Raw genomic sequence first — 26,073 nt, 5'->3', positions numbered from 1 at the left:
TAACTCGTCAGCAAAATATAAAAAACATTAACATTTGTCAAATGCTATTTAATGAGATTTTGTTTTAAATCAATTATAATACTTGCAAAGTTTTATCAAGATAAATAGAATTATCCAAAGTCAAAAGTAATATAAGGAATGAGTATGCTTAACATAAATTTTGTGAATGAAGAATCATCTACTAATCAGGGTCTAGTAGTTTTTATTGATGAACAGTTAAAGCTTGATAGTAATTTAATAGGACTTGATCAACAACATCACGGATTAATTTCTAAAACTATTCAGAATAAACTGCAATTTACCGGTAAATATGGACAGATTAAAGTTATTCCGTCTGTCATTAAATCAGGCGAGGTTAGATATTTGATAATGGCAGGTCTTGGGAATGAAGAAAAATTAACTGAAGCAAAAATTGAAGAGTTAGGCGGTAAAATCTTACAAAATGCAATTTGTGCTAAAATTTCTACTATCGGCTTAAAACTTACAAATAGAATTAGCAAGTTTACACCTCAAACATTTGTATCTTTAGTTGCTAGCGGTGCATTCCTTGCTTCTTACAGATTTAATAAATATAGAACTACCTTAAAAGAAGCAGAGAAGTTTGCAGTAGAGTCAATTGAGATTTTTACCGATAATAGTACTGAAGCAGCAAAATTATTTGAAGTCAAAAAATTAATTGCTGAGGCAGTATTTTTTACACGAGATATATGTAATGAACCGTCAAATATTAAAACTCCGCAAGTTTATGCTGAAAGAATAGTTGATATACTTGAACCGTTCGGAGTAGATGTTGACGTTATCGGTGAACGTGAGATGAAAAATCTTGGTATGGGAGCATTACTTGGGGTCGGTCAAGGTTCACAAAACGAGTCAAAATTAGTAGTGATGGAATATAAAGGCGGCAGTAAAGATGTTCCGACTATTGCTTTGGTTGGTAAAGGAGTGATTTTTGATACAGGCGGTATTTCCTTAAAGCCGTCAAGTAATATGCATTTAATGAGATACGATATGGGAGGTTCTGCAGCAGTCGTGGGTGCTATGATTGCGGTTGCCGGTCAAAAATTACCTGTAAATATAGTCGGTGTTGTAGGGCTTGTAGAAAATATGCCGTCCGGTAACGCACAGCGTCCAGGAGATGTAGTAACTACTATGTCAGGGCAAACTGCAGAAGTTTTAAATACCGATGCAGAAGGGCGTTTAGTACTTGCCGATGCCGTTTGGTATGCACAAGAAAAATTTAAGCCTAAATGCGTGATTGACGTTGCAACTCTAACAGGAGCGATAACCGTAGCACTCGGTAGTACATATGCCGGTTGTTTTTCCAATAATGATGAGTTAGCTGATAAGTTAATAAAAGTAGGGGAAGAAGTTAATGAAAAACTTTGGAGAATGCCGCTTCATGATGAGTATGATGCAATGATCAATTCCGACATAGCCGATATGGCAAATATCGGTAACGTACCGGGAGCTGCCGGAAGCAGCACGGCTGCACATTTTATCAAACGCTTCATTAAAGACGGGGTAGATTGGGCTCATTTAGATATAGCAGGCGTTGCAAATAGTAACAAAGCTTCAGCACTCGGTCCTAAGGGAGCAGTTGGATATGGTGTTAGATTACTTGAAAAATTTATCAAAGAATATACTTGATGCCGTTTTTGTGTGGCATTGCTTGCATGAATACAGAGTCGTCATTGCGAGAAGGCGAAGGGCGTTGTTGCATGGATCGTTTTATGTCATTCCCGCGTAGGCGGGAATCCAAGGCTTTGGGATGTCATCCCGTGGCTTGACCACGGGATCTAAAAATAATAAATTAGATACCGTGATCAAGTCGCGGTATGACAAAGAACTGGATTCCCGCCTACGCGGGAATGACATCGGGTTCATCTGACAATGCTTAGCTAAAAATGACATTAAACTTCGTCTATCTACTATTCGTTTATTCTGAATATAATTATGAACACAATAAATAAACCTTATATATTTGTTATCGGTAATGAAAAAGGTGGAGCAGGTAAAACTACCTGCTGTATGCATCTAATAATAGCTTTGCTTTATCAAAATTGCTCGGTAGTAAGTATTGATACCGATTCAAGGCAAGGTTCTTTAACAAGCTATTTAAAAAATCGAGATTTATATAATAAACAAAATCCTGATAAACCTGTATTAGTACCAAAACATTTTCATATATCTGAAGGAGAGATAGAAGAGCAAGTCAAGAGTTTTGAGGAAGTACTAGAAAATAATCAAGATGCTGATTATATAGTGATTGATACCCCAGGCAGTCATACTCCTTTATCAAGAGTTGCTCATTCTTACGCCGATACAATTATTACACCGATTAATGACAGCTTTCTAGATTTAGACGTAATAGCAAAAGTCGATAGCAAGGATGAAATTATTAGCCCATCAATATATAGTCAAATGATTTGGGAGCAGAAAATGGAGCGTGCTAGTCGTGATAGAATTAGTATAGATTGGGTAATACTTCGCAATCGTTTAAGCAATCTTGATGCATTAAATAAAAGACGCGTAGGGAATGTATTAGCTAAACTTGCTAAAAGAATTAACTTTAAACTCGCAGAAGGATTTAGTGAACGTGTAATATATAGGGAGTTATTTTTACAAGGTCTAACATTATTTGATCTAAAAACTGCAAAATATGATAGAGCATTTAATAGCTCACACGTGCTTGCACGTCAAGAATTACGAAATTTTTTAGACTTTCTAGGTATTAAGGCTGCGTTCAAAGGTTAATTTCTATTAAAATTTTTCTTGTATAAAGTTAAAAAATATATATAATACGCAAAATTAATATGTTTTAACTTTATGAGAGAAACAAATGCCAAATATTGCTGAAAATATTTCAAAACTACCGGAAGAACAAGAAAAAGTTAATAAACTTGTTGATCAATACAAGAATTTAACTCCGGAAGAACAAAAAATTGTTGATAGAAAACTTAAGTCACATTTTACAAAAGAAGAGCTAGAACAAGATGAGCTTAAATCAAGAATGAATAACATACGTAGTAATTTGTCCAATAAAGACCAAGAAAAACTACAAGCAGGTAATAATTCTATAGGTGAAATAGCAAAAGATGTATTATCGTTAGTTAAAGGAATAATAAATCTAGTAGAAAATGTTGCAGAGATAATTAAAAACCCTAAGAAAGCAATATATGAATGGATTAAAGGTGAGTTAAATCAAGTAAAACCTCAATAACAAAATTATCAGCAACTCCCATCAAAGCCAAAAGCTGCTGCAATATCAAGATAAAATTTTGGCAAGGTAAAACTTTAGTTTTTATTTGCGAAACTCTGTAATTTTATGTATATGTATAAAGGAAAGAAATATACGTAGAAAATGCATAAATATAGAACTCATAATTGTAACGAATTACAAATATCCGATGTTGGGAAAGAAGTTAAATTATCCGGTTGGGTACATAGAAGAAGAGATCACGGTAATCTAGTTTTCATAGATTTACGTGATCATTATGGTATAACTCAAATCGTGTTTACCGATCAAAACCAGCAGCTTATGGAAGATGCAAGCCGTTTGCGTTATGAGTCGGTAATTACGGTAAGCGGTACAGTTGTAGCAAGATCAAATGATACTATTAATGATACGCTTCCGACAGGTCATATTGAGGTCTTAGCAGGTGAATTTATTGTTGAATCGGTTGCAGATACTCTACCTTTTGTTATTAATACCGAAAAAGATGCTCCGGAAGATTCAAGGCTTAAGCATCGTTTTTTAGATCTTAGACGTGAGAAGTTACATAATAATATAATACTACGTTCACAAATTATTGCTCATATTCGTCATTTGATGACGGGAAGAGGTTTTACCGAATTTCAAACACCGATTTTAACGGCAAGTTCACCTGAAGGTGCTAGGGATTTCTTAGTACCGAGTAGGATGCATCCTGGTAAGTTCTATGCGTTACCGCAAGCACCTCAGCAATTCAAGCAGTTATTGATGGTATCAGGCTTTGATCGTTATTTCCAAATTGCTCCTTGTTTTCGGGATGAAGATGCAAGAGCCGATAGATCACCTGGCGAGTTTTATCAGCTAGATGTAGAAATGTCGTTTGTTACACAGGAAGACGTATTTAGTACTATTGAGCCTGTGATGTATGATTTATTCACTAAATTCACGGATAAAAAAGTATCAAAGACTCCTTTTGTTCGTATTCCATATAATGAATCTATGCTAAAATACGGCTCTGATAAGCCTGATTTACGAAATCCTATTATAATTGCTGATGTAACTGAGATATTTAGAGATTCCGATTTTACGATTTTCAGAGAGAATATCAAAGAAGGTAGTATTGTTCGTGCAATTCCTGCCCCTAAGGCAGCTGCACTGCCTCGTAGTTTCTTCGATAAAATGATAGAGTTTGCGGTATCAGAAGGAGCAGGTGGACTTGGCTATATTCAGTTTAGTGAAACCGGTGAAGCAAAAGGACCGGTAGCAAAATTCTTAAGCCCGCAGCAATTAGAAAGTCTAAAAGCTACAGCTAGTATTAGTAACGGTGATGCCGTATTTTTTGCTAGCGATAAAAAAGAAAAAGCTGCAAAGCTTGCAGGTAAGGTTAGAATAAGACTTGGTGAAGAGCTTGATTTACTTGAAAAAGATTGCTTTAAATTCTGTTGGATTACTGATTTTCCATTTTATGAATTAAATGAAGAAACAGGAAAAATTGATTTTAGCCATAATCCATTTTCTATGCCACAAGGTGGTTTGGAAGCCTTAGAAAATGCTAAAACAACTGAAGAACTACTTGAGCTTAATGCATACCAGTATGATATTGTTTGTAACGGTATAGAGCTTTCTAGCGGTGCTATTAGAAACCATAAGCCTGAGATTATGTATAAAGCATTTTCCATAGCAGGTTATAGTGAGGAGGAAGTTGATAAGAGATTTGGCGGTATGATTAGAGCGTTTAAGTTTGGTGCTCCACCACATGGCGGAATAGCTCCCGGTATTGACAGAATCGTTATGCTACTCTCAGAAGCTACTAATATAAGAGAAATAATTGCATTTCCTTTAAATCAGCAAGCTGAAGATTTACTAATGAACGCTCCAAGCTATGTAGAAGATAAAGCTCTAAAAGAGCTAAGCATTATGCTATCACCGTCAGCTAGAAAAAATGCAGAGAAAGAATAAGAAGTTATAATTGCTGCTAGGGCGATGACATTGTTGCATGGCTATCTCAATCGTCATTGCGAGCAGGTATTGTTGCGTGGACCGGTAAATGCTCTTTATGTCATTCTTAGCTAAAAGCGGGAATCCAGAAAAAAGTATAAATACAACAAATTTTTGAAATTAAAAGCTGGCTCTGGATATATAAGTGTGTAAATTCTAAAATAGGCATTAAATTCGCCCCTCAAATTTTATCAAAAAGTGAGCCATGGCCTCTCCCCAATTTTGGATAGGCATATTCCATTTTCGCGTAATATAGTCAATTGTCAAGTACAAAGTCTTAAATACAGAGTCGTCGTTAGGAAAACCCCTTTTGTTATTAGTAACCTTGCGTAATTGACTATTTAAACCTTCGATTGCATTGGTTGTATAAATGATACGCCTAATCACTTCTGGGTATTGTAAAAAAATTATCAAATTCTGCCAATTATTTTGCCATGATTTTGCAATATGTGGGTACTGTTTGCCCCATTTCATATCAAAATCAGATAAGGCAGTAAGTGCTTCATCCTCAGTGATAGAGCTGTATACTAGCTTCAAATCTGCTGCAAGTTCTTTACGATCTTTATAGCTTACATATGACAAACTATTTCTGATTTGATGTACAATGCACAGCTGATGCTCAGTTTGTGGATATACTGCAGATATCGCCTCACTCATGCCCGTTAGATTATCGCTACAAGCAATTAAGATATCTTTTAATCCCCTGTCTTTCATTTCAGTAAAATTATTTAACCAAAATTTAGCTCCCTCATTCTCGCTAATACACAAGCCTAAAATATCTTTCCTTCCGGTTAAATCTACACCTAAAGCTACATATACTGCCTTATTGATAATTCTCTTATCTTGACGTACTTTAACTATAAGTGCATCAAAATATACTATAGCATATATGGCTTCCAGAGGCCTATTCTGCCAACTCCTGACCTCATCCATAACATTATCGGTAACCCGACTAATAAGGCTTTCACTGTTCTCTGCACCATATAGCTCATGAATCTGAATCTTAATGTCAGAGAGGCTCATCCCTTTAGCATATAAGGATAATATCTTCTGATCTAATCCATCAATCCTAGTCTGACGCTTTGGCACTAGTACAGGAGAAAATTCAGCATTTCTATCACGTGGTACTTCAAGTTCCAATACTCCACCTTCAGTAATTAGGCTTTTTTTGCATACACCATTTCTACTATTGTCAGTCTCTATCCTGCCATATTTGTTATAGACAAGATGCTCATCCATCTCAGCTTTTAAGGCTCTTTCAAATATATTTTTAGTTAACTGCTTTAATATCCCGTCTTTGGCAAAAAAACTCGTTAAATCAGTATCTTTATCTATTAGCAAATCTACTGCTTGTTTTATCTTCTCTTGGTTACTGTTACTCATGTTATTCCTGATAAATTATATTATTGTTAATATAACCTATCCTAGAAATTTACACACTTAGTGAGACAGCACCTTGAAACTTTTTTATTTAAATAAGCATCTTCTACTATATTTGTTGAATAAGAACTCGGACTATTCTGTAGTAATGCAGCCCCAACATCGCTATATGACATAGGTTGTCCACTCAATCCTATAAGCGGTGGTGGCGGTATAGGCAATGCCATTGCTAACCGTTGTTAATTACCTGATCAATCTAGGTACTATGTAGCTATGGAGCATTAAACCTTTATCGGTAAGATAGATATTTTCATTTATTTTAATTAAATCTAATGCTTGATAATGCTGCAAGTTATTCATGTCTAAAATATCTGCTAATTTTGCATTTATTTTCTGCTCTAGTGCCGCAATATTTATACCGCTTTTAAGGCGTAAACCCATCATTAACGTTTCTTCAATGATTTCTTGATGCGTTAACTTAGTATTAGTTTGAATACCGACATTTTTTACGTTAACCGAGTCTGACCATTTTTCAGGTTTATGCCACATCATAATTGCCGATACCGAACTTGAAGTATCAATTATTCTACTATGAGCTCCAGGACCTATACCTAAATAATTATTATAATTCCAATAAGTCAAATTATGCAAACATTCCTGATTTGCTAGAGCATAATTAGATATCTCATATCTAAAATATTTTTTAGATTCTAGATAATGATTCGTCCATTCGTACATTTCAGCTGCCTCATCTGAATGCGGCAAAATCAGATTACCCTCCTTAAATAATTTATAAAAAGGTGTACCTTTTTCTATAGTCAATTGATAAAGAGAGATATGGCCATTTGCGAGTTGCATAGCTTGCTTTAATTCTTCTTGCCAGTCTTTTAATTTCTGACCGCTACGTGCATATATTAAATCAAATGATACTCTTGGAAAAATCGAATTTGCTGCCTCAATTGTTTTGATGGCTTGCAAAGCATCATGAGTTCTACCTAATTTTTTTAAATCGTCTTCTTTTAAGGATTGTACTCCAATTGAAACACGATTAATTCCGACGGATTTGAATGCTTTAAACTTCTCAGTTTCAAAGGATGTGGGATTAGTTTCTAGAGTTATCTCGGTTTTATTATCAATAATTGCTAGATTACTGATTTTATTTATTATTCCTGCAACGACTACAGGATTCATTAAAGAGGGAGTACCGCCACCGAAAAAAATAGATTTAATGTATTTATTTTGAATAATATCCTTAAAATACTCTATTTCCGTTTCATAGGATTTAAGCCACTGATGATGATCTATAGTGCTTGCCACATGAGAATTAAAATCACAATATGGACATTTTGACAAACAAAACGGCCAGTGAATATAAATGCTTAAATCATTAGCCATAACTCTCATATTTTTAAGAATTCAGGCAGTTTGTCGTAACTTCTCAATTTCTTCTTTTTTTAAGCCTGTTGAGGCAATTATTAAGTCAGTTTTTAAACCGGCTTTGATTAAATTTTTTGCTATAATAATTTTTTCTTTTCTTCTACCTTCTTGCAACCAATGTTCTACTATACTTCCCATAATTTTTTCTCTTTTTTTAGAATTTAATTTTGATTTAAGTATGTTTTCTACTTCCATTATATCACTTTGCTTAATCTTGGTCAAAGTATAGAATAAAATTAGCTCTATATAATCAATGCCAATATTAACTTTAGCAAATTTAGTTAAGAGATCAGCTATCTCTTCCCATCTTTTCAATAAATCACGTTCATGAATATGCTTCATGAAAAATTGTAAAATTCCGGACCAAGAATTTTTTTTCAATTCTTTATCAGATATATCATGCACGTTTATAAGTTGATAATCATTATAAAGCTAGCTTAAAAATATTATTTACCCCAACAGAGAAGGAAGTATTTTATTTTGTAGGAATGACTAAAGATACAGTATTTTTAACTAGCTACGAGAATGTTATTTCAAAAGTAGTAACATTTACATTAGAAAATAATGAATGGACAAAACTGGTAACTTTAAAACTGCCTTATGGAAATGCAATTTTTGGTATGTTGTCTGATGATGAGGAAGAAGATGCATTAATTACTATAGAAAATTCTATAGTTCCTCCAACTATATATTTATGGGATAAAACTCATGAATTAAAAGTTATTAGAAAGCCTTTATATCCGTTTGATAGCAAAAATTACGTTGTAGAGCAGAAAGAAGCAACAAGCTCGGATGGAGTTAAAATACCATATTTTATTGTCTATAAAAAAGGTATAAAATTTGACGGTAAGAATCCAACGTTACTTGAAGCATATGGTGGTTTTCAAGTAATCAACTCTCCATATTTCTCTCGCATGGAAAATGAAGTATGGGTTAAACATGGCGGAGTGAGTGTTCTTGCTAATATCAGAGGCGGCGGAGTATTTGGTCCTGAGTGGCATAAGGCGGCTCAAGGAATAAAACGTCAAACCGGCTTTAATGATTTTATTGCAGTAACAGAGGATTTAATAAAGCAAAACATTACTAACCCTGAGTATTTAGGAATTAAAGGAGGAAGTAACGGCGGATTGCTATTAAGTGTTGCAATGACACAGCGTCCCGATTTAATCGGAGCTATAGCGTGTGAAGTACCTATACTTGATATGGTACGCTATAAAGAATTTGGAGCAGGACATTCATGGATAACTGAATATGGAGATCCGGAAAATCCAAATGATTTAGTACATATTAAAAAATATGCACCTTTAGAAAATTTATCTTTAACTCAAAAATATCCTACTATTTTAATTACCGGTTCAGTGCTTGATCAACGTGTACATCCATGGCATGCACGAATTTTTGAATATGTACTTGAGCAAAATCCAAACATTACAACTTATTTCTTAGAGAGTAGTGATAGCGGACATGGCACCGTCATTGCGAGCGGTCGAAGACCGTGCGGCAATCCAGTAAAAATGCTAATTTTTAGCATTTTTTATTACTTTTTCTAGATTGCAGCAAAGCTTCACTCCTCGCAAGGCATTGTTGCGTGGATACCGATGTCATTCCCGCGAAGGCGGGAATCCAGCATAAAGCGAGATAAATCGAGCTTTTAATTTCAAAAATTTGCTGTATTTATACTTTTTTTCTGGATTCCCGCCTTCGCGGGAATGACATAAAGAGCATTTACCGGTCCACGCAACAACGCCTCCTCACAATGACGGTTTTGGTATCCACACAACAATGCCTAGCTGGAATGACATAAACTAGCCACACAACAACACCAAAAGTCGCTCTCAATGACTCTAAAACCCTCTACGCAATAATGCCGTTTTACGAAAATAATTTTCCAATTCCGCTACGTAATAGATTTTTAGGGTTCATTTTACTGGCTTTTTTCATCATCTCGCTTATTTGCTTATATTGCTTTAGCAAAATATTTACCTTTTGTACCGTAGTCCCTGCTCCAGCAGCTATACGTTTTCTACGAGAAGCATTAATGATGTCAGGATTTTTACGTTCTTTCAGCGTCATAGATAAAATAATTGCTTCTTGATGTTCAATTATTTTACTATTTAATTTTGATTGATCTATTTGATCCATAATTTTACCGCTACCCGGTAACATGCTAAGTATACTTCCAAAACCTCCCATTTTTTTTATACTTCTCATTTGCTGAAGATAATCATTTAAATCAAACTTACCTTTTTTCAATTTAGCGGCCGTTTTTTCGGCTTCTTCTCTATCAACGATACTAGCTGCTTTTTCAACAAAAGAGATAATATCACCCATATCAAGTATTCGAGAAGCTAAACGTTCAGCATCGAATTCTTCTAAATCAGTTAGTTTTTCACCGCTACTTAAAAATTTAATCGGCTTTTTAGTAATATATTTTACACTGAGTGCTGCACCGCCCTTGGAATCGCCATCAATTCTAGATAAAATTAATCCTGAAATCTCTAACTTTTCATTAAAGCTACTTGCCGTAACTACTGCATCCTGCCCTGTCATACTATCAATTACTAACAAAGTTTCCGTAGGTTCCACTATCTTTTTTATTGCAAGGGCTTCCTCCATCATCTCTTTATCAATTTGTGTACGACCTGCCGTATCATAAATTACGACGTCATAAGCAGAAATTTTAGCCTCGGCAATAGCTCTTTTGACAATATCAAGAGGTTTCTCACCTTGCACAATAGGTAATGAATTAATCTGTACTGAGTTTGCAAGTATAGCCAGTTGCTCTTGTGCGGCCGGTCTGTAAGTATCCAAAGAAACAAGTAAAACTTTTTTATTTTGATTTTTAAGTCGTAAAGCAAGCTTACTACTCGCCGTAGTTTTACCGCTTCCTTGCAGCCCTACCATTAGGAAATTTACCGGCGGCTTTGAATTTAAATTTAGCTTTGTCTCACTTTCACTTGAAGCTAAGAGATTTATCATCTCTTCATGAATAATTTTAATTATCATCTGCCCCGGTGAAACTGATTTAATAACCTCCTGTCCGAGTGCCTTTTGTTTTACTTCTGCTATAAAATCTTTTATCACCGGTAATGCAACATCCGACTCTAAAAGAGCTACTCTTATATCCCGCATAGCAGCATCTATTTGGGCTTCCGTTAAAATCCCTGAGCTAACTAGCTTATCAAAAATCTTCGTTAAATTTTGTGTTAAAGTTTTAAACATGCAAATAATTTAATTTATAAAATTCTAATATATTTTGCTCAATATATTTTAGCAACAATATATTTTATGGTTTTATGTAGGCGTTGTTGCATAGATCGATTTTCCGTTGTCATCCCGCGAGCTTGTAGCGGGATCCAGTTAAAAATACTAAAATTATTAGTATTTCAAGTTGTTTTTATGGCCCCGTGGTCAAGCCACGGGGTGACCACAACGGGTTTTACCTATCCATGCAATAACGCCTTTTATGGATAACGTGGAAAGGAACGTAGTGATATCGTGTTAATTACTAAAAAACTCATTCACTACTAATATATAACTTGTTTTTAAGTCTAAATCATAATCAACGGTATTATATATTAACTTTTTTATATCGGTAAATTTTTGTAGTAAATAGGAAGGATGCTTATTTGGCAGTTTATCAAAAATCTTATTTTCTAAATCTAGAAGCTCAATATTAACGTTAGCCGATTTTTTAAGAATTCTATTCAATAATAATAATAAATTATCAATAAAATCTAGCCATAATTCTCGGTCTTTAGTAGTAAAACGATTAATAACATCTAACGTTTCATTATTTGCTATCGGCTGAATAAATTGAAGATATAATTCATTTATAGAATGAGGTTGAGATGAGCTAACATTAATTTTAAAGCATCTTGATCTAATTGTAGATATAATACTTGCAGCTCTTGAAGTAATTAAAAAAATGTAACTATTCTTTGGTGCATCTTCAAGAATTTTTAAGCATGAATTCGCCGCATTTAAATTCATAAGATCAGCCGCATAAATTACGGCAACTTTATAACCTGAAATTGCAGAAGTTTTACTTAAGAAATCTTGTAATTTTCTTATTTGTTCAATAGAAATATTTTTAGCATTAGATGTAGTTGAAGTTTCCCTAGCGATGAAATGATAATCAGGATTGTTTTCAAGAGGAATGCTATTCTTAAAAAGCTTACTATATATAAAATCTTCTAAATCTTTTAAAGCTTGCTCTATATTTTCGGATTCGATAAGCCAACTATTATATAGCTTATTATGTTTTAAGTTAAACTCTAGGCGTTCAATTATCAATGGTTGCAATATCGTTATGAATTATACTTAAGAATTGTTCTATATCATTCCGGCTTTTGCAGAGCATTATTGCATGAGCCGGTTTTTCTAGTGTCACCCCGCAAGCTTGTAACGGGGTTTGGAAATTATCAGTACTGTAATAAGTTACTTCTTTTAATTACAAGCTTCTTTCATTTTTCTTCCAGCTCTAAAAGTAGGTTGATTGTAAGCATCTATTTTCATTTTTGCTCCGGTTTTTGGGTTACGGCCCTCACGTGCTTTTCTATGATGTATTTCAAATGAACCGAAACCTGTTATATTAATATTATGGTGGCTCTTTATAGCACTAATCACACTATCAAGAACTAAATTAAGTGCTTTCTCAGCATCAGCTTTTGTTAATGTTTTATGTGAAGCATGTTTATGATTATGACCATGATCGGTCATAAATGCTATAAATTCGGTTTTATTCATTTTTTTTGGTTCTTTTTTGTTATGTGTACTCATAATAAAATCAACTCTCCTTTAATGGGTTAATATGTATTGATATTTTTTTATAAAACAATATATACAACTGGCAATAATATACATCAATATATTTTTTTATGTGAGTTAATTATAACAAACTACCCACATACTGCAAATGCCAGTTATTTACAAAGTTTAAAATATATATGTTATTATATTAATTTATAGAAAAATGTAGCCATTTTACATCAGTTATACTGTTAAAACTATCTTAATCAAGTAATTAAAGTGAAAATTTATCATTAAAACCCTAATTTATTGTCAATAGTAAATTACAAAAGCTAATTTTCTACTTTGTAAAAAATTATAAGTTTTTTAATAAAAAACAATATATACTTAATTTATTATATAATAAGTTGGAAACCATCTTTCACTTTGTTATATAGAATATTTCTAACCGAATAGCAGATTTATGTAATAATTCGCTATTCACATTAATTTAGAATAAAATTTTTAAAGAAAAATATATTAAATCCAATGTTATTGTCTAAAATTTGTATTAAACGCCCTGTCTTTGCTACAGTTTTGAGTTTGGTTATCGTAGCTCTTGGAGCAATTTTTTTTACCAAACTACAAATTAGAGGAACTCCGGATATTTCAGTTCCCATTATAAATGTCGAAGCTCATTATGCAGGTGCCGATGCTTTATATATGGAAAAAGAAATAACGACGCGTATAGAAAAAGCTTTAAAGACGGTTAAAAATTTAGATTATATAACTTCTCAAAGTTCTACAGGCGAAAGTAGTATTACTTTATCATTTTTACTATCTACCGATATTGAAGTAGCATTAAACGATGTTCGTTCTAAAATATCGGATATCACTTATATGTTTCCGCAAGATATGAAAGCCCCATCAGTTGCAAAACTTGATGCCGATAGTTTCCCAAGCCTCTTCATAAGTGTTGAAAGTGATCAATATAGCGATTTAGAATTAACAAAGATCGTCGAAGATAATCTACAAACACCTTTAGATAAACTTGAAAGTGTAGGACAGTCACAAATTTACGGCGGTCGGGAATATATAATGAGAATAGAACCTGACTCCAAAAAATTATATCAACATAAAATTTCTTTATTGGAGATTGAATCCGCAATAAAAGAGCAAAATAAAGATTATCCCGCAGGTACGATTAAAACAAAAAGTAATAATTTTATAGTCACTCTTGAAGGTTCTTTATCTACACCAGAAGAATTCGGTAATATTATTCTAAAAGTACAAAACGGAGGTATCATAAAATTACGAGATATAGCGAAAATATCTTTAACCTCTCCCGATGAGGACATAATTTTCAGATATAACGGCAAAAGCTCCATTGCTCTTGGTCTTATAAAAGAATCAAAAGCTAATGTCATTAGATTTATCAAATGAAGTAACTAAAGAGCTAGAAAGAATTAAAGAATCAATGCTGAGTGGAATAAGCATGGGTATCGCATATGATGGAGCAACACCTGTAAAAGCATCAATTTATGCGGTATTTCAAACAATTTTTGAAGCTTTAATATTAGTAGTTTTAGTCACGTATTTATTTCTTGCTTCTGCTAAAATTACTTTGATTCCGTTTGTGACGATTCCGGTATCGTTGATCGGTACTTTTAGCGTAATGTATGCTTTTGGATTTTCTATTAATATATTTACGCTCCTTGCTATGATACTTGCTATAGGTTTAGTCGTCGATGATGCGATAGTTATGCTTGAAAATATTTTTAGATATAATGAAATGGGGCATAAACCCATGGAAGCAGCTTTACTTGCTTCTAAAGAAATCGGCTTTGCAATCATTGCTATGACTATTACGCTTGCTGCCGTATTTTTACCCGTCGGTTTTATAGAGGGTTTTATCGGAAAATTATTTATTGAATTTACTTGGACTTTAGCATTTTGCGTTTTGTTCTCAGGATTTGTTGCTTTAACTTTAACTCCTATGATGTCAAGTCGTATGGTTACAAAACATAATACGGACTTACCGAAATTCTTAGTAAAGTTTAACGACATTCTACAATTTATTCAAAATAAATATATTTACTATCTAAAGCTAACTTTTGACAATAAAAAGAAATTTGTCATCATTATTGCATCATCTTTTATAGTGCTGATTATTAGTTTTAAATTTACTCAAAAAATTTTCGTACCCCAAGAAGATGACGGATTTTTACAAGTTTCTCTTAAAGGACCTGAAGGTTCTAGTTTAGAATCCTCTACTAAAGTAGTGAAAGAAGCCGAAAAAGTCCTTGCTAATTATAAAGATATATTAGGTTATCTGATGGTAATAGGTGCAGGCGGTAGTGATAATGTTTTTGGATTCATTCCGTTAAAAGATTGGGGTGAGCGTTCTCGTTCCCAAGAAACTATTAAAAATATGTTAAATAAGCAGTTTTCCGAAATACCGGGCATGTCGATTTTCGCTATGGATCCACGTTCAATGGTTAGCGGGAATGCAAGTAGCCCTATCGAGTTTACTATTCAAACGAACCTTGAATATGATGATTTAGATAAAATATCACAACAATTTATTGATATAATGAAAACAAATCCTATTTTCTTAAACGTCAATAGAAATTTACAATCGGCAATGCCGACTATAAGTATAGAAGTCAACCGTGATAAGGCTTATTTATACGGAATGGATTTGGCAAATATAGGCAAAACGGTACAATATTTACTTGCAGGTCAACAAATCGGGGATTTTAGAATGGGTAATGATTTATATGACGTTATATTGCAATTTAATCAAAAAGATCGAAAAGATATTAGCGATTTTAGTAAAATTTTAATCAGGGCAAAAAATAATAATATGTTACCGCTGGAATCGATAGCCAATATTACAGAAAAAATATCAGTAAAATCATATAGTCATTATAATAATTCAAAATCCGTTACTATTTCTTCCGATCTTGCTCCTGACGGAAAAATTAATAATGCAATTAATGAAATCAATAAAATAGCCGCTAAGTTACTTGACCCTAGTAATACTATAATTGAATATATCGGCGAAATTAAACAAATGAGAGAGGCAGACAGTAATATGCTTATAACATTTGTATTTGCTCTTGTATTTATCTATTTAGTGCTTGTAGCTCAATTTGAAAGCTTTACTGACCATTTATTAATATTACTCGCCGTACCTTTCTCAATAACTGGCGGTGTACTTGCTCTCTGGCTTGCCGGTAATAGCCTTAATATGTATAGTAATATCGGACTTATTACTTTAATTGGATTAATTACTAAGAATTCTATTATGATAGTAGAATTTGCTAATCAGCTAAGAGAAAAAGGAGTAAAGGTTCAAGAAGCTATAATAGAATCCTCAAAACTTCGCTTGCGTCCAATTCTTATGACTACCCTTGCTGCTGTAGTCGGAGCTTTACCTCTAGTCTTTGCAGATGGAGCCGGTGCTGCTGCTCGTAATTCTATAGGCTTTGTAATAGTTGTAGGATTAAGCATCGGTACTATATTTACAATTTTTGTTATACCTGTAATATATCAAACTTTTAAGAAGGATTAATAAATTATAGAATTATAAAATTTAGTAGACATATAGTTCAAAATGAGAAATGATTATTTTACGTTTAACTAAAAGGAGCTTAAATATGTTAATAAATACTTCTAATAATCCGCTTATTACTACTATACATTTATTATCTTCTATAGGTGCTATAAATTGGGGCTTAGTCGGATTATTTAATTTTAATTTAGTCACACTTTTATTTGGCTCATTTCCAATTATTGTTACAATACTTTATATAATTATAGGCTTTTGTGGTGTATATTCTTTCCTTTGTTTAGGTAAGCTATTTTGTAAACCCGGAATAGAAAAGGCGAAGTAAAGCTATATACCTCCGTAGTCGGTGTCATACCGCGGCTTGACCGCGGTATCTAAAAAATAACTAAAAATACTAAAATATTTAGTATTTTTAACTAGACCCCGTGATCAAGCCACGGGGTGACAATAAGGCTAATCCACCTAACAGCTTCACTTGTGCTATAGCAGCTATTGCTGCTGTTTCAGCACGTAATATATTACTTCCTAAACTTACAGATTTTGTATTCTTATATGAGGCAAGAAGTTCCAGTTCATCATTAGTAAAGCCTCCCTCCGGTCCTATAATAATAGTTATATCACTATTACTAAGTGATGATAAAATTCGTAATATAGAATTTTCTTCTTTTTCATGTTCATTAGCATATAACATCAAATTATTATTCTCTTTAAGGTAATCTTGTATTGTGATAGCTCTTTCAATTATCGGGGGAGTAAGACGTTCTGATTGCTCTGTTGCTTCAATAACACATTTCGTTAAACGTTCGATATTTATCGTTCTAAATTGACACCGCCTAGTAATTAACGGAATAATTTTAGTTATACCGAATTGCGTAGCCATATTTATTGCAAGCATTAATTTATCTTGCTTTATTATAGCAGCAGCAAGAGTTAACGCAGATTCTGTATACGGCTTTTTTAACTGTTCTTTAAGTATAACCGATAGGTTATGCTTACCTATATCGGTAATTTGTGCTAAAAATTCTCCATCCGTACCGTTAAAGATACGCAAGCTATCATTTACTTTAAGACGTAGCACCGTTTTAACATAATGAACATGATCACCTGCTAATTCTATCTTGCTATTTTCAGCTAAATGACTATTAATATAGATACGGTTATACTTCATGCTTTAATATTATGGATGATAAAAAAAATAATAGACATCTTTCCAAACCAGCTTATAGAGAGGAATTTAAAGGAGACACTTCAGCTCGCACCGCAGCGTACACACTAGTACGTGAGGATGCGAGTACCGGTTCGACGTCTAAATTACCTCTAGAAGCGAAGTTTGCAAAGATGTCTAATAATATATCAAAAGAAGAAAATATACAGCTAAATTCACAAAGCTTCAGACAGGATGAATTTAAGAGTAAGTCTACGGGGCGTACTTACGTCCGTGAGTACAGACTTAACTCAAAAAATTCGCCTGTATCAAGCTTTGTGAATGACGCTGCACCAAAAGAAAAAGAAATCGGCGGCGTTAAAGGCTTAGAACCGACAAGATACGGTGATTGGCAGCATAAAGGTAAAGTAACTGACTTCTGATGGCTTTTTTCCAGCAAACAAAAATTTTACCCTATAAACCGCAAGAATTGTTTGATTTGGTCTGGGACGTAAAATCTTATCCTAAATTCTTGCCTTGGTGTTCTGCTTCTAGAGTTATTTCAGAAGATAAATATGAGATCATTGCTGAGTTAGTAATTCAGTTAAAAGGCTTTTCAGAAAAATATAACTCACGAGTTACAAGCGAAATAACAGATGATGGAATATATTTGATTAATACGGTAGCTATTTCAGGACCTTTTGAATATTTAAAAAGTACTTGGCAATTTGTTCCATGCACGGCAGGAACTGAATTAAAATTCTTTATTGATTTTAAAATGAAGTCCTTAATACTGGATAAATTAATTGGTACTTATTTTACCAAAGCAACCGAAAAAATGATTATAGCTTTTGAAAAGAGAGCTAAAGAGGTTATTAAATAAAAAAGAGTAAGATTATAGATCTATAATCTTACTCTTTAGAAAATTTTGTATTTAGTTACTAGGCAATATCAGATATATATCCTTCATCTCCCTCATCTCCTAAGATTTGAGTTTGATCATCATTAAGATTATATTATAATCAAAGCTATAAAACTGCTCTTCTTGCTCTTCGCTAGTACTAGAAGTGTGGTGGTTAAATAATGCTTCATAAGCTTCATTTATTTCAGCATATTTTTGTATTTCTTTTGAAAGTTCTACTTCTTTATTTTGCATAGCTTTCTCTGTACCATGCCATAGCTTACTTGTCAAATTTGGCTTGTATTCTGCTAATTGCTTATTTTTGTAACTTTCTCTCTTTTCAACAGTTCCTAAACTTAAAGCTTTTTCAATATCGTCACTTGAATAGCCATTTTGTATTAGCTGCTGAATAATACAACCATGTAAAGAAAGAATACTAGTATCTAGAACTAATTTATTTGTATATTGTCCTTTCACGCTAGGTATTTCCTGATATAACGCACGATCTGTTGATTCTACTATTTCATAACCACCATTATGTTTGTAACCAACGCCGTCTTCCGTTAAACTTAAGGTTGGCACACGAGTTATTGCATTAGATATTATCTTACCGTTTGTTCCTTCAATATATTTACCGGTAAATTTATCTACACCGTTTTTATCTATAGCAGTACCGTATACAAAACTTCCTAACCCCGAAGTAGCTAAATACTCTTCAACTTTAGTTGCTTCATGAGCTTTATAAAAAGTTTTATTTGTTCATTACTATCCATAATGCCTTTTGCCCCATAACTAGTACCAAAAACAGCCCCTGTTATTAAAGGTATTTTGCTTAGCCAACTACTAGATGAAAAAAACTACTTATTCCTGCAAGAAAACTTCCTGATGCTAGTTTTGTATAAAAACTATAATCTGCTTTTGCTTTTTCTATTAAAGATAAGTAAGTAATAGGTTTATTACTTCCGAATAAATTACGTACTAATAATAGTTTATCTCCTTGTTTAAGTTACCATGTTTCATGGTTTTTTTTAAATATAACGCAAGTGCACTATATAACAAAGGTAATCAAATGTCAACCTTTATTTAATAATAAGTTAATTAATGTTAATGCTTGACATTTTTTAGAAAAAACCATATTTTATGGTAATAGCGATAAAAAAGAGGTAGATATGTCTACATACAAAAATTCTAAACATATTAGCACTAAAAAACTTGCTTATATAGGATTAGACCTCGCATATAAAACTGATGATTTAAATGTTTATAATCTAGAAGCATCAAAGATCAATGAACAATTAACAGATAGTGGCTGGGAAATACTAACTGCTTCATGTGATTATGTCAGCACTGCTAAATATGGTTATAAAGCCGTCGCATTTATAAATAAAGAAACTAAAGAAGTTCATATTGCTAGTGCCGGCACAAAATTCAATATATATGATTTATTAGACGACTTGCTTATCGCTCTTCACTATTTACCTACTAAACTAACTCCGCTTCAGGATTTTGTTAATGAAGTAATTAACAAATTAGGCGGCTTAAGTAAAGCCACGGAATATAGTTTTAATACTAGTGGTCATTCACTTGGAGCGATAACTGCAGATTTAACTTCAGTAGAAATACATTCTCGCAACTTACATTTTAATAAATCTACAACTTTTGACAGCCCTGGCTCAAAACCGATAATTGAAAGAGGCATAGAAAAAAATTTATTTACCGGAAAAGTAACAACTCCAATAGAAGAATTAGCTACCCATTCCAAGATATATAATGCAAAACATAATCTTATTAATATTACTAATAAGCATTTGGGAAAAACAACAATGGTACTTCCTGGTAAAAAAACAGGACTATCACAATCAGAAGAATGGGCATCATATTTATATAATTTTGCCAAACAAAAAGTTACAAAATACTTAGGAATTAATGGAATAGTCGAAGGCTTTGAGGAAATAATAGCCGGAATCAGTAAACATGGACTTGTTAATTTTTCTGATTTAAAACAGAATATTACTTTAACCGTAGATGATTGGGAAGCAGGAACACAAGAATATGCTAAAAATACTCTAAATTTAAAAAATAATTTATATAATCAAATAGTTGAAACTGAAACCGGAGCTAATTTAGTTGGGATGTATAATAATTTTCAAAGCTGCAGTCAAGAATACGCTCAGGAAGTTAAAACAACAGGAGATATAAGTGGTTATCATCTATGTCCTCTAGTATGTTAAAGGCGGAAACCACCTTTCGCCTTTCATATTGATTAGACTTCTTGCATAACGTGGCTAATAAGGAGGAATTTGTAGGAGACACGGAAGTGCTTGCCGCCGCAGCGTACACTTTAGTACGTGAGGATGCGAGTAGGCATTGTTGCGTGGATACTGAAAGTCGTCATTGCGAGGAGACGTTGTTGCGTGGATACCGATGTCATTCCTGCGAAAGCAGGAATCCAGCATAAAGCGAGATAAATCGAGCTTTTAATTTCAAAAATTTTCTGTATTTATACTTTTTTCTGGATTCCCGCTTTTAGCTAAGAATGACATAAAGAGCATTTACCGGTCCACGCAACAATGCCATGCGAGTACCGGATCGACGCACAAATTACCCTTAGAAGCAAGTTATGAAAGAAGTCTATTATTTCTTATTTAGAGCAACTAAATAGATTTCCGTAGATTCGCTGCGGCTGGATGAAGGTTTAAAATGTTTCACCGTTCTAAATTCACGCTTCACTTTATTTAATAATTCATTTTCTGCACCGCCACGAAAAATTTTAGCAATAAAATGACCAGAGGGTTTTAATACTTTTAAAGCAAATTCAAAAGCCTGCTCACATAAAAGTAAGGTTCTTATATGGTCTGTAGCTTTATGACCTATGGTATTTGATGCCATATCACTCATTACTATATCAGCTTTACCGTCTAAAGCCTGAATAATTAATTTTTCCGTATTTTCTTCAAAAAAGTCTTTTTGAAAAAACTCAACTCCGGCAATAGATTCGATTTCTAACAAATCGATAGAGATTATTTTATTATTTAGGCTATTATCCGAAGCTTTAATAAGCTTGGAAGCTACTTGACTCCACCCCCCAGGAGCTGCTCCTAGATCAACAATTTTCATGTTAGGATTAAAAAGTTTAAATTTTTCATGGATTTCAAGTAGTTTATATGCAGCTCTCGACCTAAAGCCTTCTATACGTGCTTTTGCAACATACGGATCGTTTAATTGGCGTCTAAGCCAATTACTAGAAGAGACGGTACGTTTTTTAGAAGTCTTAACTCTAACGAATTTATTTCTATAACCGCTTAAATTATTTGTCATGAAATTTTATTATTTTCTTGAGCTATTTTGTCTAATATTGAATTCACAAAACCAATCTCGTGTTCATTTAACATATCATTTGCTATGTCCGTATATTCGTTGATTACTACTTTAGCAGGAGTAGTAGGGCAAAATAATAGCTCACATATACTAACCCGCAATAAAGCTCGGAGTAAGATCGGCATATGTGCAGGATCTTTATCATTTGTTAAATGATTGTCGATAATTTCGTCTAGTTTATTAATATTTTCAAATACTGACTTTACCAGCATTTTAAAATGACTTATACTTAATGATATTTTTAAATTCTCAGGTAAATCTGTTGTAGAATTATTATTTTGATAAAAAGAAAGTACATTTTGTATGATATCATCCATATCATCGTTATTTTGCAATATGTTTTGATAAATAGCTTGCACTGCTGCAATACGTGCAATCGACTTTTTATTAATTTTATTTGAACTCATAGAGAAAAGAAATTTAAAATTTAATTTTCGTCATTGCGAGTGAGTATTACGTTCAGTGTCATACCGTGGCTTGACCACGGTATCCAGAAAAAAATAAAAAAAGACTGGATTCCCGCTTTCGCGGGAATGACATCGGAAACAAAACAACAACGCCCGCTCACAACAACGAAATAATACCTACAACCCTGCAATTTATACCTTAAAATAATTTATTAGTAAACTTATAAAATTTTTATGTTGTCTATAATCGGATTTATTATAACAATAAGTATCCTGGTATTTATCCATGAATTTGGGCATTATTGTATTGCTAGATATTTTAATGTAAAAGTTGAAGAATTCTCGATAGGTTTCGGTAAAGAACTAATAGGCATTACCGATACAAGAGGAGTTAGATGGAAGATTTGTCTTATACCGCTTGGCGGTTATGTCAAGATTTACGGTTATGATCGCAGCCTTATGGATAAGACTAAAGAAGTTAACGAAAAAGTAGCTTTTTATGCTAAATCTTGTTTAGAACGTTTTTTAATAGTTGCGGCAGGTCCGTTAATTAATTATTTACTTGCCGTAATAATATTTGCAGGTTTTTATTGTTACTTTGGAAAAACAGAGATTCCTCCTATAATAGGTGATGTAGTAGCTTCATCACCGGCAGAGAGAGCAGACTTAAGAGAAGGAGATAAAATTGTTAAGGTTAACGATAAATCTGTTAAAGATTTTGGGGACGTACAGAGAGAGATATTAATCAACGGCTTTAGCTCTTCTACTTTAACTATAGAAAGAAAAAATGAGGAATTTATCGTTAATATAATGCCTCAAGAAATCATTATATCGCCTCCCGAAGAAAAGAAAATTAAGAAAACTCTTCGCATCGGTATTATAGCTAAAAATGAACCTATTCATACTAAAATAGGAATTTTAGGAGGATTTTGGGAAGCTATTAATACTACTATAGATATGTCTGCTTTAACTCTAAAAGCAATATCGCAAATGATTGTAGGAAAACGTTCATTCGATGAGATAGGAGGACCGGTAGCTATTGCTAAAGAGTCAGGAAAATCTATAGCTGGTGGAACCCAAATGTATCTATTATTTATAGCAATGCTTTCCGTTAATTTAGGATTACTTAATTTACTACCTATACCGGTACTTGACGGCGGACATTTGATATTTATACTCTATGAAGCAATTACCGGTAGATTACCGAATCCTAAAACTAAAAATATTTTATTACAATTAGGAGCGGCAATAATAATTTTTCTTATTATAATCTCTGTTTCTAACGATATACAAAATTTATTTTCCTAAATTATAGATTTGCTTGCTCTCGTTTATATTATCTACTATAGTGGAGTACATTAATTACGTTTAAATGCACCTGTCATCCGGTGGTTTGACCACGGGATCCAGTTAGAAATACCAAGATTATTAGTATTGTTTTTTTGGATACAGTGGTCAAACCACCGGATGACATCGTATTTAAACATTAGAAATTTAAATTAAATCTTAAAGAAGGTTTTAGGTGAAAATCAGATCAATTAGTAAGTTAACAATTTTATTATTAACGATTTTTTATTATCATATTTCATTAGCTGACTCTGTAATTCGTAAAATAACTATCGAAGGTAACCATAGGGTTGAGCGTTCTACTATTGAGAGCTATTTAAAGCTTAAGGTAGGAGAAACCTATAATAATTCTAAAGAAGATGAAGCAATAAAAAATTTATATGCCACCTCACTTTTTAGAAATATAAATATGCATATAACAAATGAGGGTAATTTAATAGTTAACGTTACTGAAACGCCTTTTATAAGTAGCGTAGTATTTAGCGGTAATTCTAAAATCAAAACTAATATGCTCGCTAAAGAAATTTATACAATGTCTGGCGAATCTCTTAGCCAAGCTAAAATTGAATTAGATGTAAAGAAAATATTAGAAATTTATAAACGTAGAGGACGTTTTGCTACCACGGTAACGCCTAAAATCGAAAATTTAGAAAATAACAGAGTTAAGGTTATTTTTGATATAGCAGAAGGACCAAAAACCGGTATTAAATATATTTATTTTAGCGGTAATGAAAATTATAGTGATTCAGAACTTAAATCTATTGTTTTAACTAAAGAATCTCGTTGGTTTCGTTTTTTAGAAAGTAACGATACTTACGATCCTGATAGAGTGGAATATGATAAAGAATTACTGAGAGAGTTTTATCAATCTGTAGGTTTTGCAGATTTTAGAGTAATTTCGGCATCGGCAGAACTCAATAATACTAAAGAATATTTCACCCTTACCTATTCCATTGAAGAGGGAGAAAAATATAGCTTCGGTAATATTACAATAGACAATAAATTAACTAATATAGATATAACACCGCTTAATAAAATTGTTAATATTAAGCAAGGCAAGGTTTTCAATATGAAAAAGGTTGATGATATAGCTGAAAAAATCGGAGAATATTTTACAGCAAACGGTTACCCTGCAGTAAATGTTTATCCGGATATAATGAAAAGTGCTAATCATACTGCAGATATTAAATTTATTATTGAGAAAGCTGATAAGGTTTATATTAATAAACTTAATATTATTAATAACCTTAAAACTGAAGACCATGTTATAAGAAGAGAATTTAAAACAGAAGAAGGGGACATAATTAACCGTTCATATATTGAAAAAGGTGAGCGTAACCTTAGAAATTTAGATTATTTTGAGAAAGTAGCAATTAGCTTAGCTCCGACTAAAGCTAAATATAAATATGATGTTAACGTTGAAGTTGATGAAAAATCTACTTCCTCTATAGGTTTTGATTTAGGATATAATACTGCTGGCGGTTTATTCGGGCGTTTCTCTTTCTTAGAGCGTAATTTAGTCGGTACCGGTAAACTACTTAATGCCGGTGTACAAGTAAGTAAAAACAGTACAAGCTATTACGGCGGTATTACCGAACCACACTTTTTAGATCGTGATTTATCGCTTGGCGTAAATGCTTTTAGAAACTATACAGGACGCGGTGCTAGTGTATTAAATACAACCGATCAAAGCTATAAGTTACACTCTATAGGGGTTAAAACTTCTCTTGGCTATGAAATTAAAGAGGGTTTAGGTCACGAAATAGATTATTTAATTAAACGTGATATTTTAAGTGCATCGAGTCCATCAAGCTCAATATTCTTAAATGAGCAGATGGGAAGATTTATTACTTCTGCTATAGGACATACTATTACTTATGATCAAACCGATAATAAAATTGTTCCAAAGAATGGTTATTTAGTAAGCGGCACCCAAGAATTTGCCGGCGTTGGAGGTGATAACAAATATATAAAACATGAAGTTGACGGTAAATATTATAAATCTTTCATACATAACAAGCTTACTTTAAAATTATCTGCTTCCGGTGGTGATATTGCAGGGCTTGGAGGAAAAATTATTAGAATTTCCGATCGCTTTAATTTAGGTGATTATAGTTTAAGAGGCTTTGCAAGCGGTGGTGTAGGACCTCGCGAAAAGGTCACTAATGAAGGACTTGGCGGTGAGCGATATTACACATTCTCAACAGAGCTTAATTTCCCAACACCTGTACCTGAGGAATTTAATTTAACCGGTGCAGTCTTTATGGATTTAGGAAGCGTATGGGGAGTAGGTCTAAATAAGAAACAATATCAAACTCCAAACGGTTTTTATAACGATAAATCGCTTAGAGCTTCAGTTGGTTTCGGCTTTATTTGGGTAACACGTTTTGCACCGATCAGAATGGATTGGGGTTTCCCGGTTAAGAAGAAGAAATATGACGATACGCAGCATTTCCATTTAAGATTTTCAACGCATTTATAAAGATGCTGATTGTAAACATTGTCGCATAGTTCTATGTCATTCCTGCGAAAGCAGAAATCCAGTAAAACAACCTTAATAATTGG

At 33.1% G+C, this 26,073-nt stretch carries 25 protein-coding genes and 5 pseudogenes; 17 read left to right on the top strand and 13 right to left on the bottom strand.

Going from position 1 to position 26,073, the window contains the following annotated elements; genetic code table 11:
- Positions 1-144: 144 nt before the first annotated feature.
- The 5 genes from AC5587_RS06610 (at position 145) to aspS (ending at position 5,170) form a co-directional block, all read left to right on the top strand.
- Positions 145-1,647: a leucyl aminopeptidase gene (locus AC5587_RS06610; protein ID WP_499162222.1), complete on the top strand. Its 1,503-nt coding sequence runs from the start codon at positions 145-147 to the stop codon at positions 1,645-1,647.
- Positions 1,648-1,768: 121 nt separating this feature from the next.
- Entirely contained in the window at positions 1,769-1,888 is a 120-nt protein-coding gene (locus tag AC5587_RS06605) for a palindromic element RPE4 domain-containing protein (RefSeq protein ID WP_499162221.1), read from the top strand.
- A 65-nt stretch (positions 1,889-1,953) separates the two neighbouring features.
- Complete coding sequence (locus AC5587_RS06600) at positions 1,954-2,754, top strand: division plane positioning ATPase MipZ (RefSeq protein ID WP_499162220.1); 801 nt, start codon at positions 1,954-1,956, stop codon at positions 2,752-2,754.
- Positions 2,755-2,839: 85 nt separating this feature from the next.
- Positions 2,840-3,220, top strand: a complete 381-nt coding sequence (locus tag AC5587_RS06595) for a DUF3106 domain-containing protein (RefSeq protein ID WP_499162219.1) — start codon at positions 2,840-2,842, stop codon at positions 3,218-3,220.
- Positions 3,221-3,361: 141 nt separating this feature from the next.
- On the top strand, positions 3,362-5,170 hold the full coding sequence (aspS, locus tag AC5587_RS06590) for an aspartate--tRNA ligase (RefSeq protein WP_499162218.1): 1,809 nt from the start codon (positions 3,362-3,364) through the stop codon (positions 5,168-5,170).
- 207 nt (positions 5,171-5,377) lie between these two features.
- On the opposite strand, the gene AC5587_RS06585 is transcribed toward aspS, so the two are convergent.
- Genes AC5587_RS06585 through AC5587_RS06570 form a run of 4 tightly spaced genes read right to left on the bottom strand, consistent with a single transcriptional unit; the run spans position 5,378 to position 8,431 of the window.
- Positions 5,378-6,592 (bottom strand): IS256 family transposase, encoded by a 1,215-nt coding sequence (locus tag AC5587_RS06585; RefSeq protein WP_499161854.1) that lies wholly within the window; start codon positions 6,590-6,592, stop codon positions 5,378-5,380.
- A 41-nt stretch (positions 6,593-6,633) separates the two neighbouring features.
- Complete coding sequence (locus AC5587_RS06580; protein WP_499162217.1) at positions 6,634-6,816, bottom strand: hypothetical protein; 183 nt, start codon at positions 6,814-6,816, stop codon at positions 6,634-6,636.
- Positions 6,817-6,832: 16 nt separating this feature from the next.
- On the bottom strand, positions 6,833-7,993 hold the full coding sequence (hemW, locus tag AC5587_RS06575; protein ID WP_499162216.1) for a radical SAM family heme chaperone HemW: 1,161 nt from the start codon (positions 7,991-7,993) through the stop codon (positions 6,833-6,835).
- 12 nt (positions 7,994-8,005) lie between these two features.
- Positions 8,006-8,431 carry an RpnC/YadD family protein gene (locus AC5587_RS06570; protein ID WP_499162215.1) on the bottom strand — a complete coding sequence of 142 codons (426 nt, stop codon included), beginning with the start codon at positions 8,429-8,431 and terminating at the stop codon, positions 8,006-8,008.
- Between the two features lie 23 nt (positions 8,432-8,454).
- Here AC5587_RS06570 and AC5587_RS06565 point away from each other — a divergent pair.
- Positions 8,455-9,498 (top strand): annotated as a pseudogene (locus tag AC5587_RS06565) (prolyl oligopeptidase family serine peptidase); the annotation flags it as partial.
- A 185-nt stretch (positions 9,499-9,683) separates the two neighbouring features.
- Here AC5587_RS06565 and AC5587_RS06560 read toward each other — a convergent pair.
- Both AC5587_RS06560 and ffh read right to left on the bottom strand, forming a co-directional pair.
- Positions 9,684-9,809, bottom strand: a complete 126-nt coding sequence (locus AC5587_RS06560; protein ID WP_410526582.1) for a hypothetical protein — start codon at positions 9,807-9,809, stop codon at positions 9,684-9,686.
- Between the two features lie 89 nt (positions 9,810-9,898).
- Positions 9,899-11,248: a signal recognition particle protein gene (gene ffh / locus AC5587_RS06555; RefSeq protein ID WP_218460780.1), complete on the bottom strand. Its 1,350-nt coding sequence runs from the start codon at positions 11,246-11,248 to the stop codon at positions 9,899-9,901.
- A 66-nt stretch (positions 11,249-11,314) separates the two neighbouring features.
- Between ffh and AC5587_RS06550 the strand changes: the two genes are divergently transcribed.
- Positions 11,315-11,500, top strand: coding sequence for a hypothetical protein (locus AC5587_RS06550; protein WP_499162214.1), 186 nt, complete (start codon positions 11,315-11,317; stop codon positions 11,498-11,500).
- Positions 11,501-11,527: 27 nt separating this feature from the next.
- Here AC5587_RS06550 and AC5587_RS06545 read toward each other — a convergent pair whose 3' ends face one another.
- Together AC5587_RS06545 and AC5587_RS06540 are read right to left on the bottom strand one after the other, a co-directional pair.
- Positions 11,528-12,322 (bottom strand): DNA polymerase III delta subunit-related protein, encoded by a 795-nt coding sequence (locus AC5587_RS06545; protein WP_499163012.1) that lies wholly within the window; start codon positions 12,320-12,322, stop codon positions 11,528-11,530.
- 153 nt (positions 12,323-12,475) lie between these two features.
- A complete protein-coding gene (locus tag AC5587_RS06540) occupies positions 12,476-12,808 on the bottom strand; it encodes an HU family DNA-binding protein (RefSeq protein ID WP_008579420.1) in 333 nt (110 codons plus the stop codon).
- Positions 12,809-13,306: 498 nt separating this feature from the next.
- On the opposite strand from AC5587_RS06540, the pseudogene AC5587_RS06535 reads away from it, so the two are divergent.
- Positions 13,307-16,334, top strand: a pseudogene (locus AC5587_RS06535) (efflux RND transporter permease subunit).
- A gap of 85 nt (positions 16,335-16,419) precedes the next feature.
- The gene (locus AC5587_RS06530) at positions 16,420-16,656 is read left to right on the top strand and encodes a DUF378 domain-containing protein (RefSeq protein WP_040257031.1); all 237 of its coding nucleotides are present in this window, start codon (positions 16,420-16,422) and stop codon (positions 16,654-16,656) included.
- 87 nt (positions 16,657-16,743) lie between these two features.
- Here AC5587_RS06530 and AC5587_RS06525 read toward each other — a convergent pair whose 3' ends face one another.
- The gene (locus AC5587_RS06525) at positions 16,744-17,499 is read right to left on the bottom strand and encodes a 16S rRNA (uracil(1498)-N(3))-methyltransferase (protein WP_499162213.1); all 756 of its coding nucleotides are present in this window, start codon (positions 17,497-17,499) and stop codon (positions 16,744-16,746) included.
- An 11-nt stretch (positions 17,500-17,510) separates the two neighbouring features.
- Here AC5587_RS06525 and AC5587_RS06520 point away from each other — a divergent pair.
- The 3 genes and pseudogenes from AC5587_RS06520 to AC5587_RS06510 all read left to right on the top strand — a co-directional run.
- Positions 17,511-17,702: pseudogene (locus AC5587_RS06520) on the top strand (palindromic element RPE1 domain-containing protein); the annotation flags it as partial.
- Positions 17,682-17,918: a DUF1674 domain-containing protein gene (locus AC5587_RS06515; protein WP_410526597.1), complete on the top strand. Its 237-nt coding sequence runs from the start codon at positions 17,682-17,684 to the stop codon at positions 17,916-17,918. The pseudogene AC5587_RS06520 and the gene AC5587_RS06515, both read left to right, overlap by 21 nt.
- Complete coding sequence (locus AC5587_RS06510; protein WP_499162212.1) at positions 17,918-18,358, top strand: type II toxin-antitoxin system RatA family toxin; 441 nt, start codon at positions 17,918-17,920, stop codon at positions 18,356-18,358. The genes AC5587_RS06515 and AC5587_RS06510 overlap by 1 nt, the downstream gene beginning before the upstream one ends.
- 58 nt (positions 18,359-18,416) lie before the next feature.
- Here the strand turns inward: AC5587_RS06510 and AC5587_RS06505 are convergent.
- Positions 18,417-19,325: pseudogene (locus AC5587_RS06505) on the bottom strand (hypothetical protein).
- Positions 19,326-19,545: 220 nt separating this feature from the next.
- On the opposite strand from AC5587_RS06505, the gene rlip reads away from it, so the two are divergent.
- Both rlip and AC5587_RS06495 read left to right on the top strand, forming a co-directional pair.
- Complete coding sequence (gene rlip / locus AC5587_RS06500; protein WP_499162211.1) at positions 19,546-20,607, top strand: secreted effector lipase Rlip; 1,062 nt, start codon at positions 19,546-19,548, stop codon at positions 20,605-20,607.
- Positions 20,608-20,648: 41 nt separating this feature from the next.
- A pseudogene (locus AC5587_RS06495) lies at positions 20,649-20,738 on the top strand (palindromic element RPE1 domain-containing protein); the annotation flags it as partial.
- 272 nt (positions 20,739-21,010) lie between these two features.
- Here AC5587_RS06495 and AC5587_RS06490 read toward each other — a convergent pair.
- Together AC5587_RS06490 and nusB are read right to left on the bottom strand one after the other, a co-directional pair.
- Entirely contained in the window at positions 21,011-21,694 is a 684-nt protein-coding gene (locus AC5587_RS06490; RefSeq protein WP_499162210.1) for an RlmE family RNA methyltransferase, read from the bottom strand.
- Complete coding sequence (gene nusB / locus AC5587_RS06485; protein WP_410527563.1) at positions 21,691-22,161, bottom strand: transcription antitermination factor NusB; 471 nt, start codon at positions 22,159-22,161, stop codon at positions 21,691-21,693. The genes AC5587_RS06490 and nusB overlap by 4 nt, the downstream gene beginning before the upstream one ends.
- A 39-nt stretch (positions 22,162-22,200) precedes the next feature.
- Here nusB and AC5587_RS06480 point away from each other — a divergent pair, with 39 nt between their 5' ends.
- Together AC5587_RS06480 and rseP are read left to right on the top strand one after the other, a co-directional pair.
- Positions 22,201-22,335 (top strand): hypothetical protein, encoded by a 135-nt coding sequence (locus AC5587_RS06480; protein WP_499162209.1) that lies wholly within the window; start codon positions 22,201-22,203, stop codon positions 22,333-22,335.
- A gap of 60 nt (positions 22,336-22,395) precedes the next feature.
- On the top strand, positions 22,396-23,469 hold the full coding sequence (gene rseP / locus AC5587_RS06475; protein WP_499162208.1) for an RIP metalloprotease RseP: 1,074 nt from the start codon (positions 22,396-22,398) through the stop codon (positions 23,467-23,469).
- A gap of 50 nt (positions 23,470-23,519) precedes the next feature.
- On the opposite strand, the gene AC5587_RS06470 is transcribed toward rseP, so the two are convergent.
- Positions 23,520-23,648, bottom strand: coding sequence for a hypothetical protein (locus AC5587_RS06470; protein WP_499162207.1), 129 nt, complete (start codon positions 23,646-23,648; stop codon positions 23,520-23,522).
- Positions 23,649-23,683: 35 nt separating this feature from the next.
- On the opposite strand from AC5587_RS06470, the gene bamA reads away from it, so the two are divergent.
- Positions 23,684-25,990 carry an outer membrane protein assembly factor BamA gene (bamA, locus tag AC5587_RS06465; RefSeq protein WP_499162206.1) on the top strand — a complete coding sequence of 769 codons (2,307 nt, stop codon included), beginning with the start codon at positions 23,684-23,686 and terminating at the stop codon, positions 25,988-25,990.
- Positions 25,991-26,073: the final 83 nt, after the last annotated feature.

It is taken from the genome of Rickettsia endosymbiont of Hedychridium roseum (genome assembly GCF_964028255.1).
Taxonomy (GTDB): domain Bacteria; phylum Pseudomonadota; class Alphaproteobacteria; order Rickettsiales; family Rickettsiaceae; genus Rickettsia; species Rickettsia asembonensis.
This window is presented reverse-complemented; position numbering and strand designations above follow the sequence as displayed.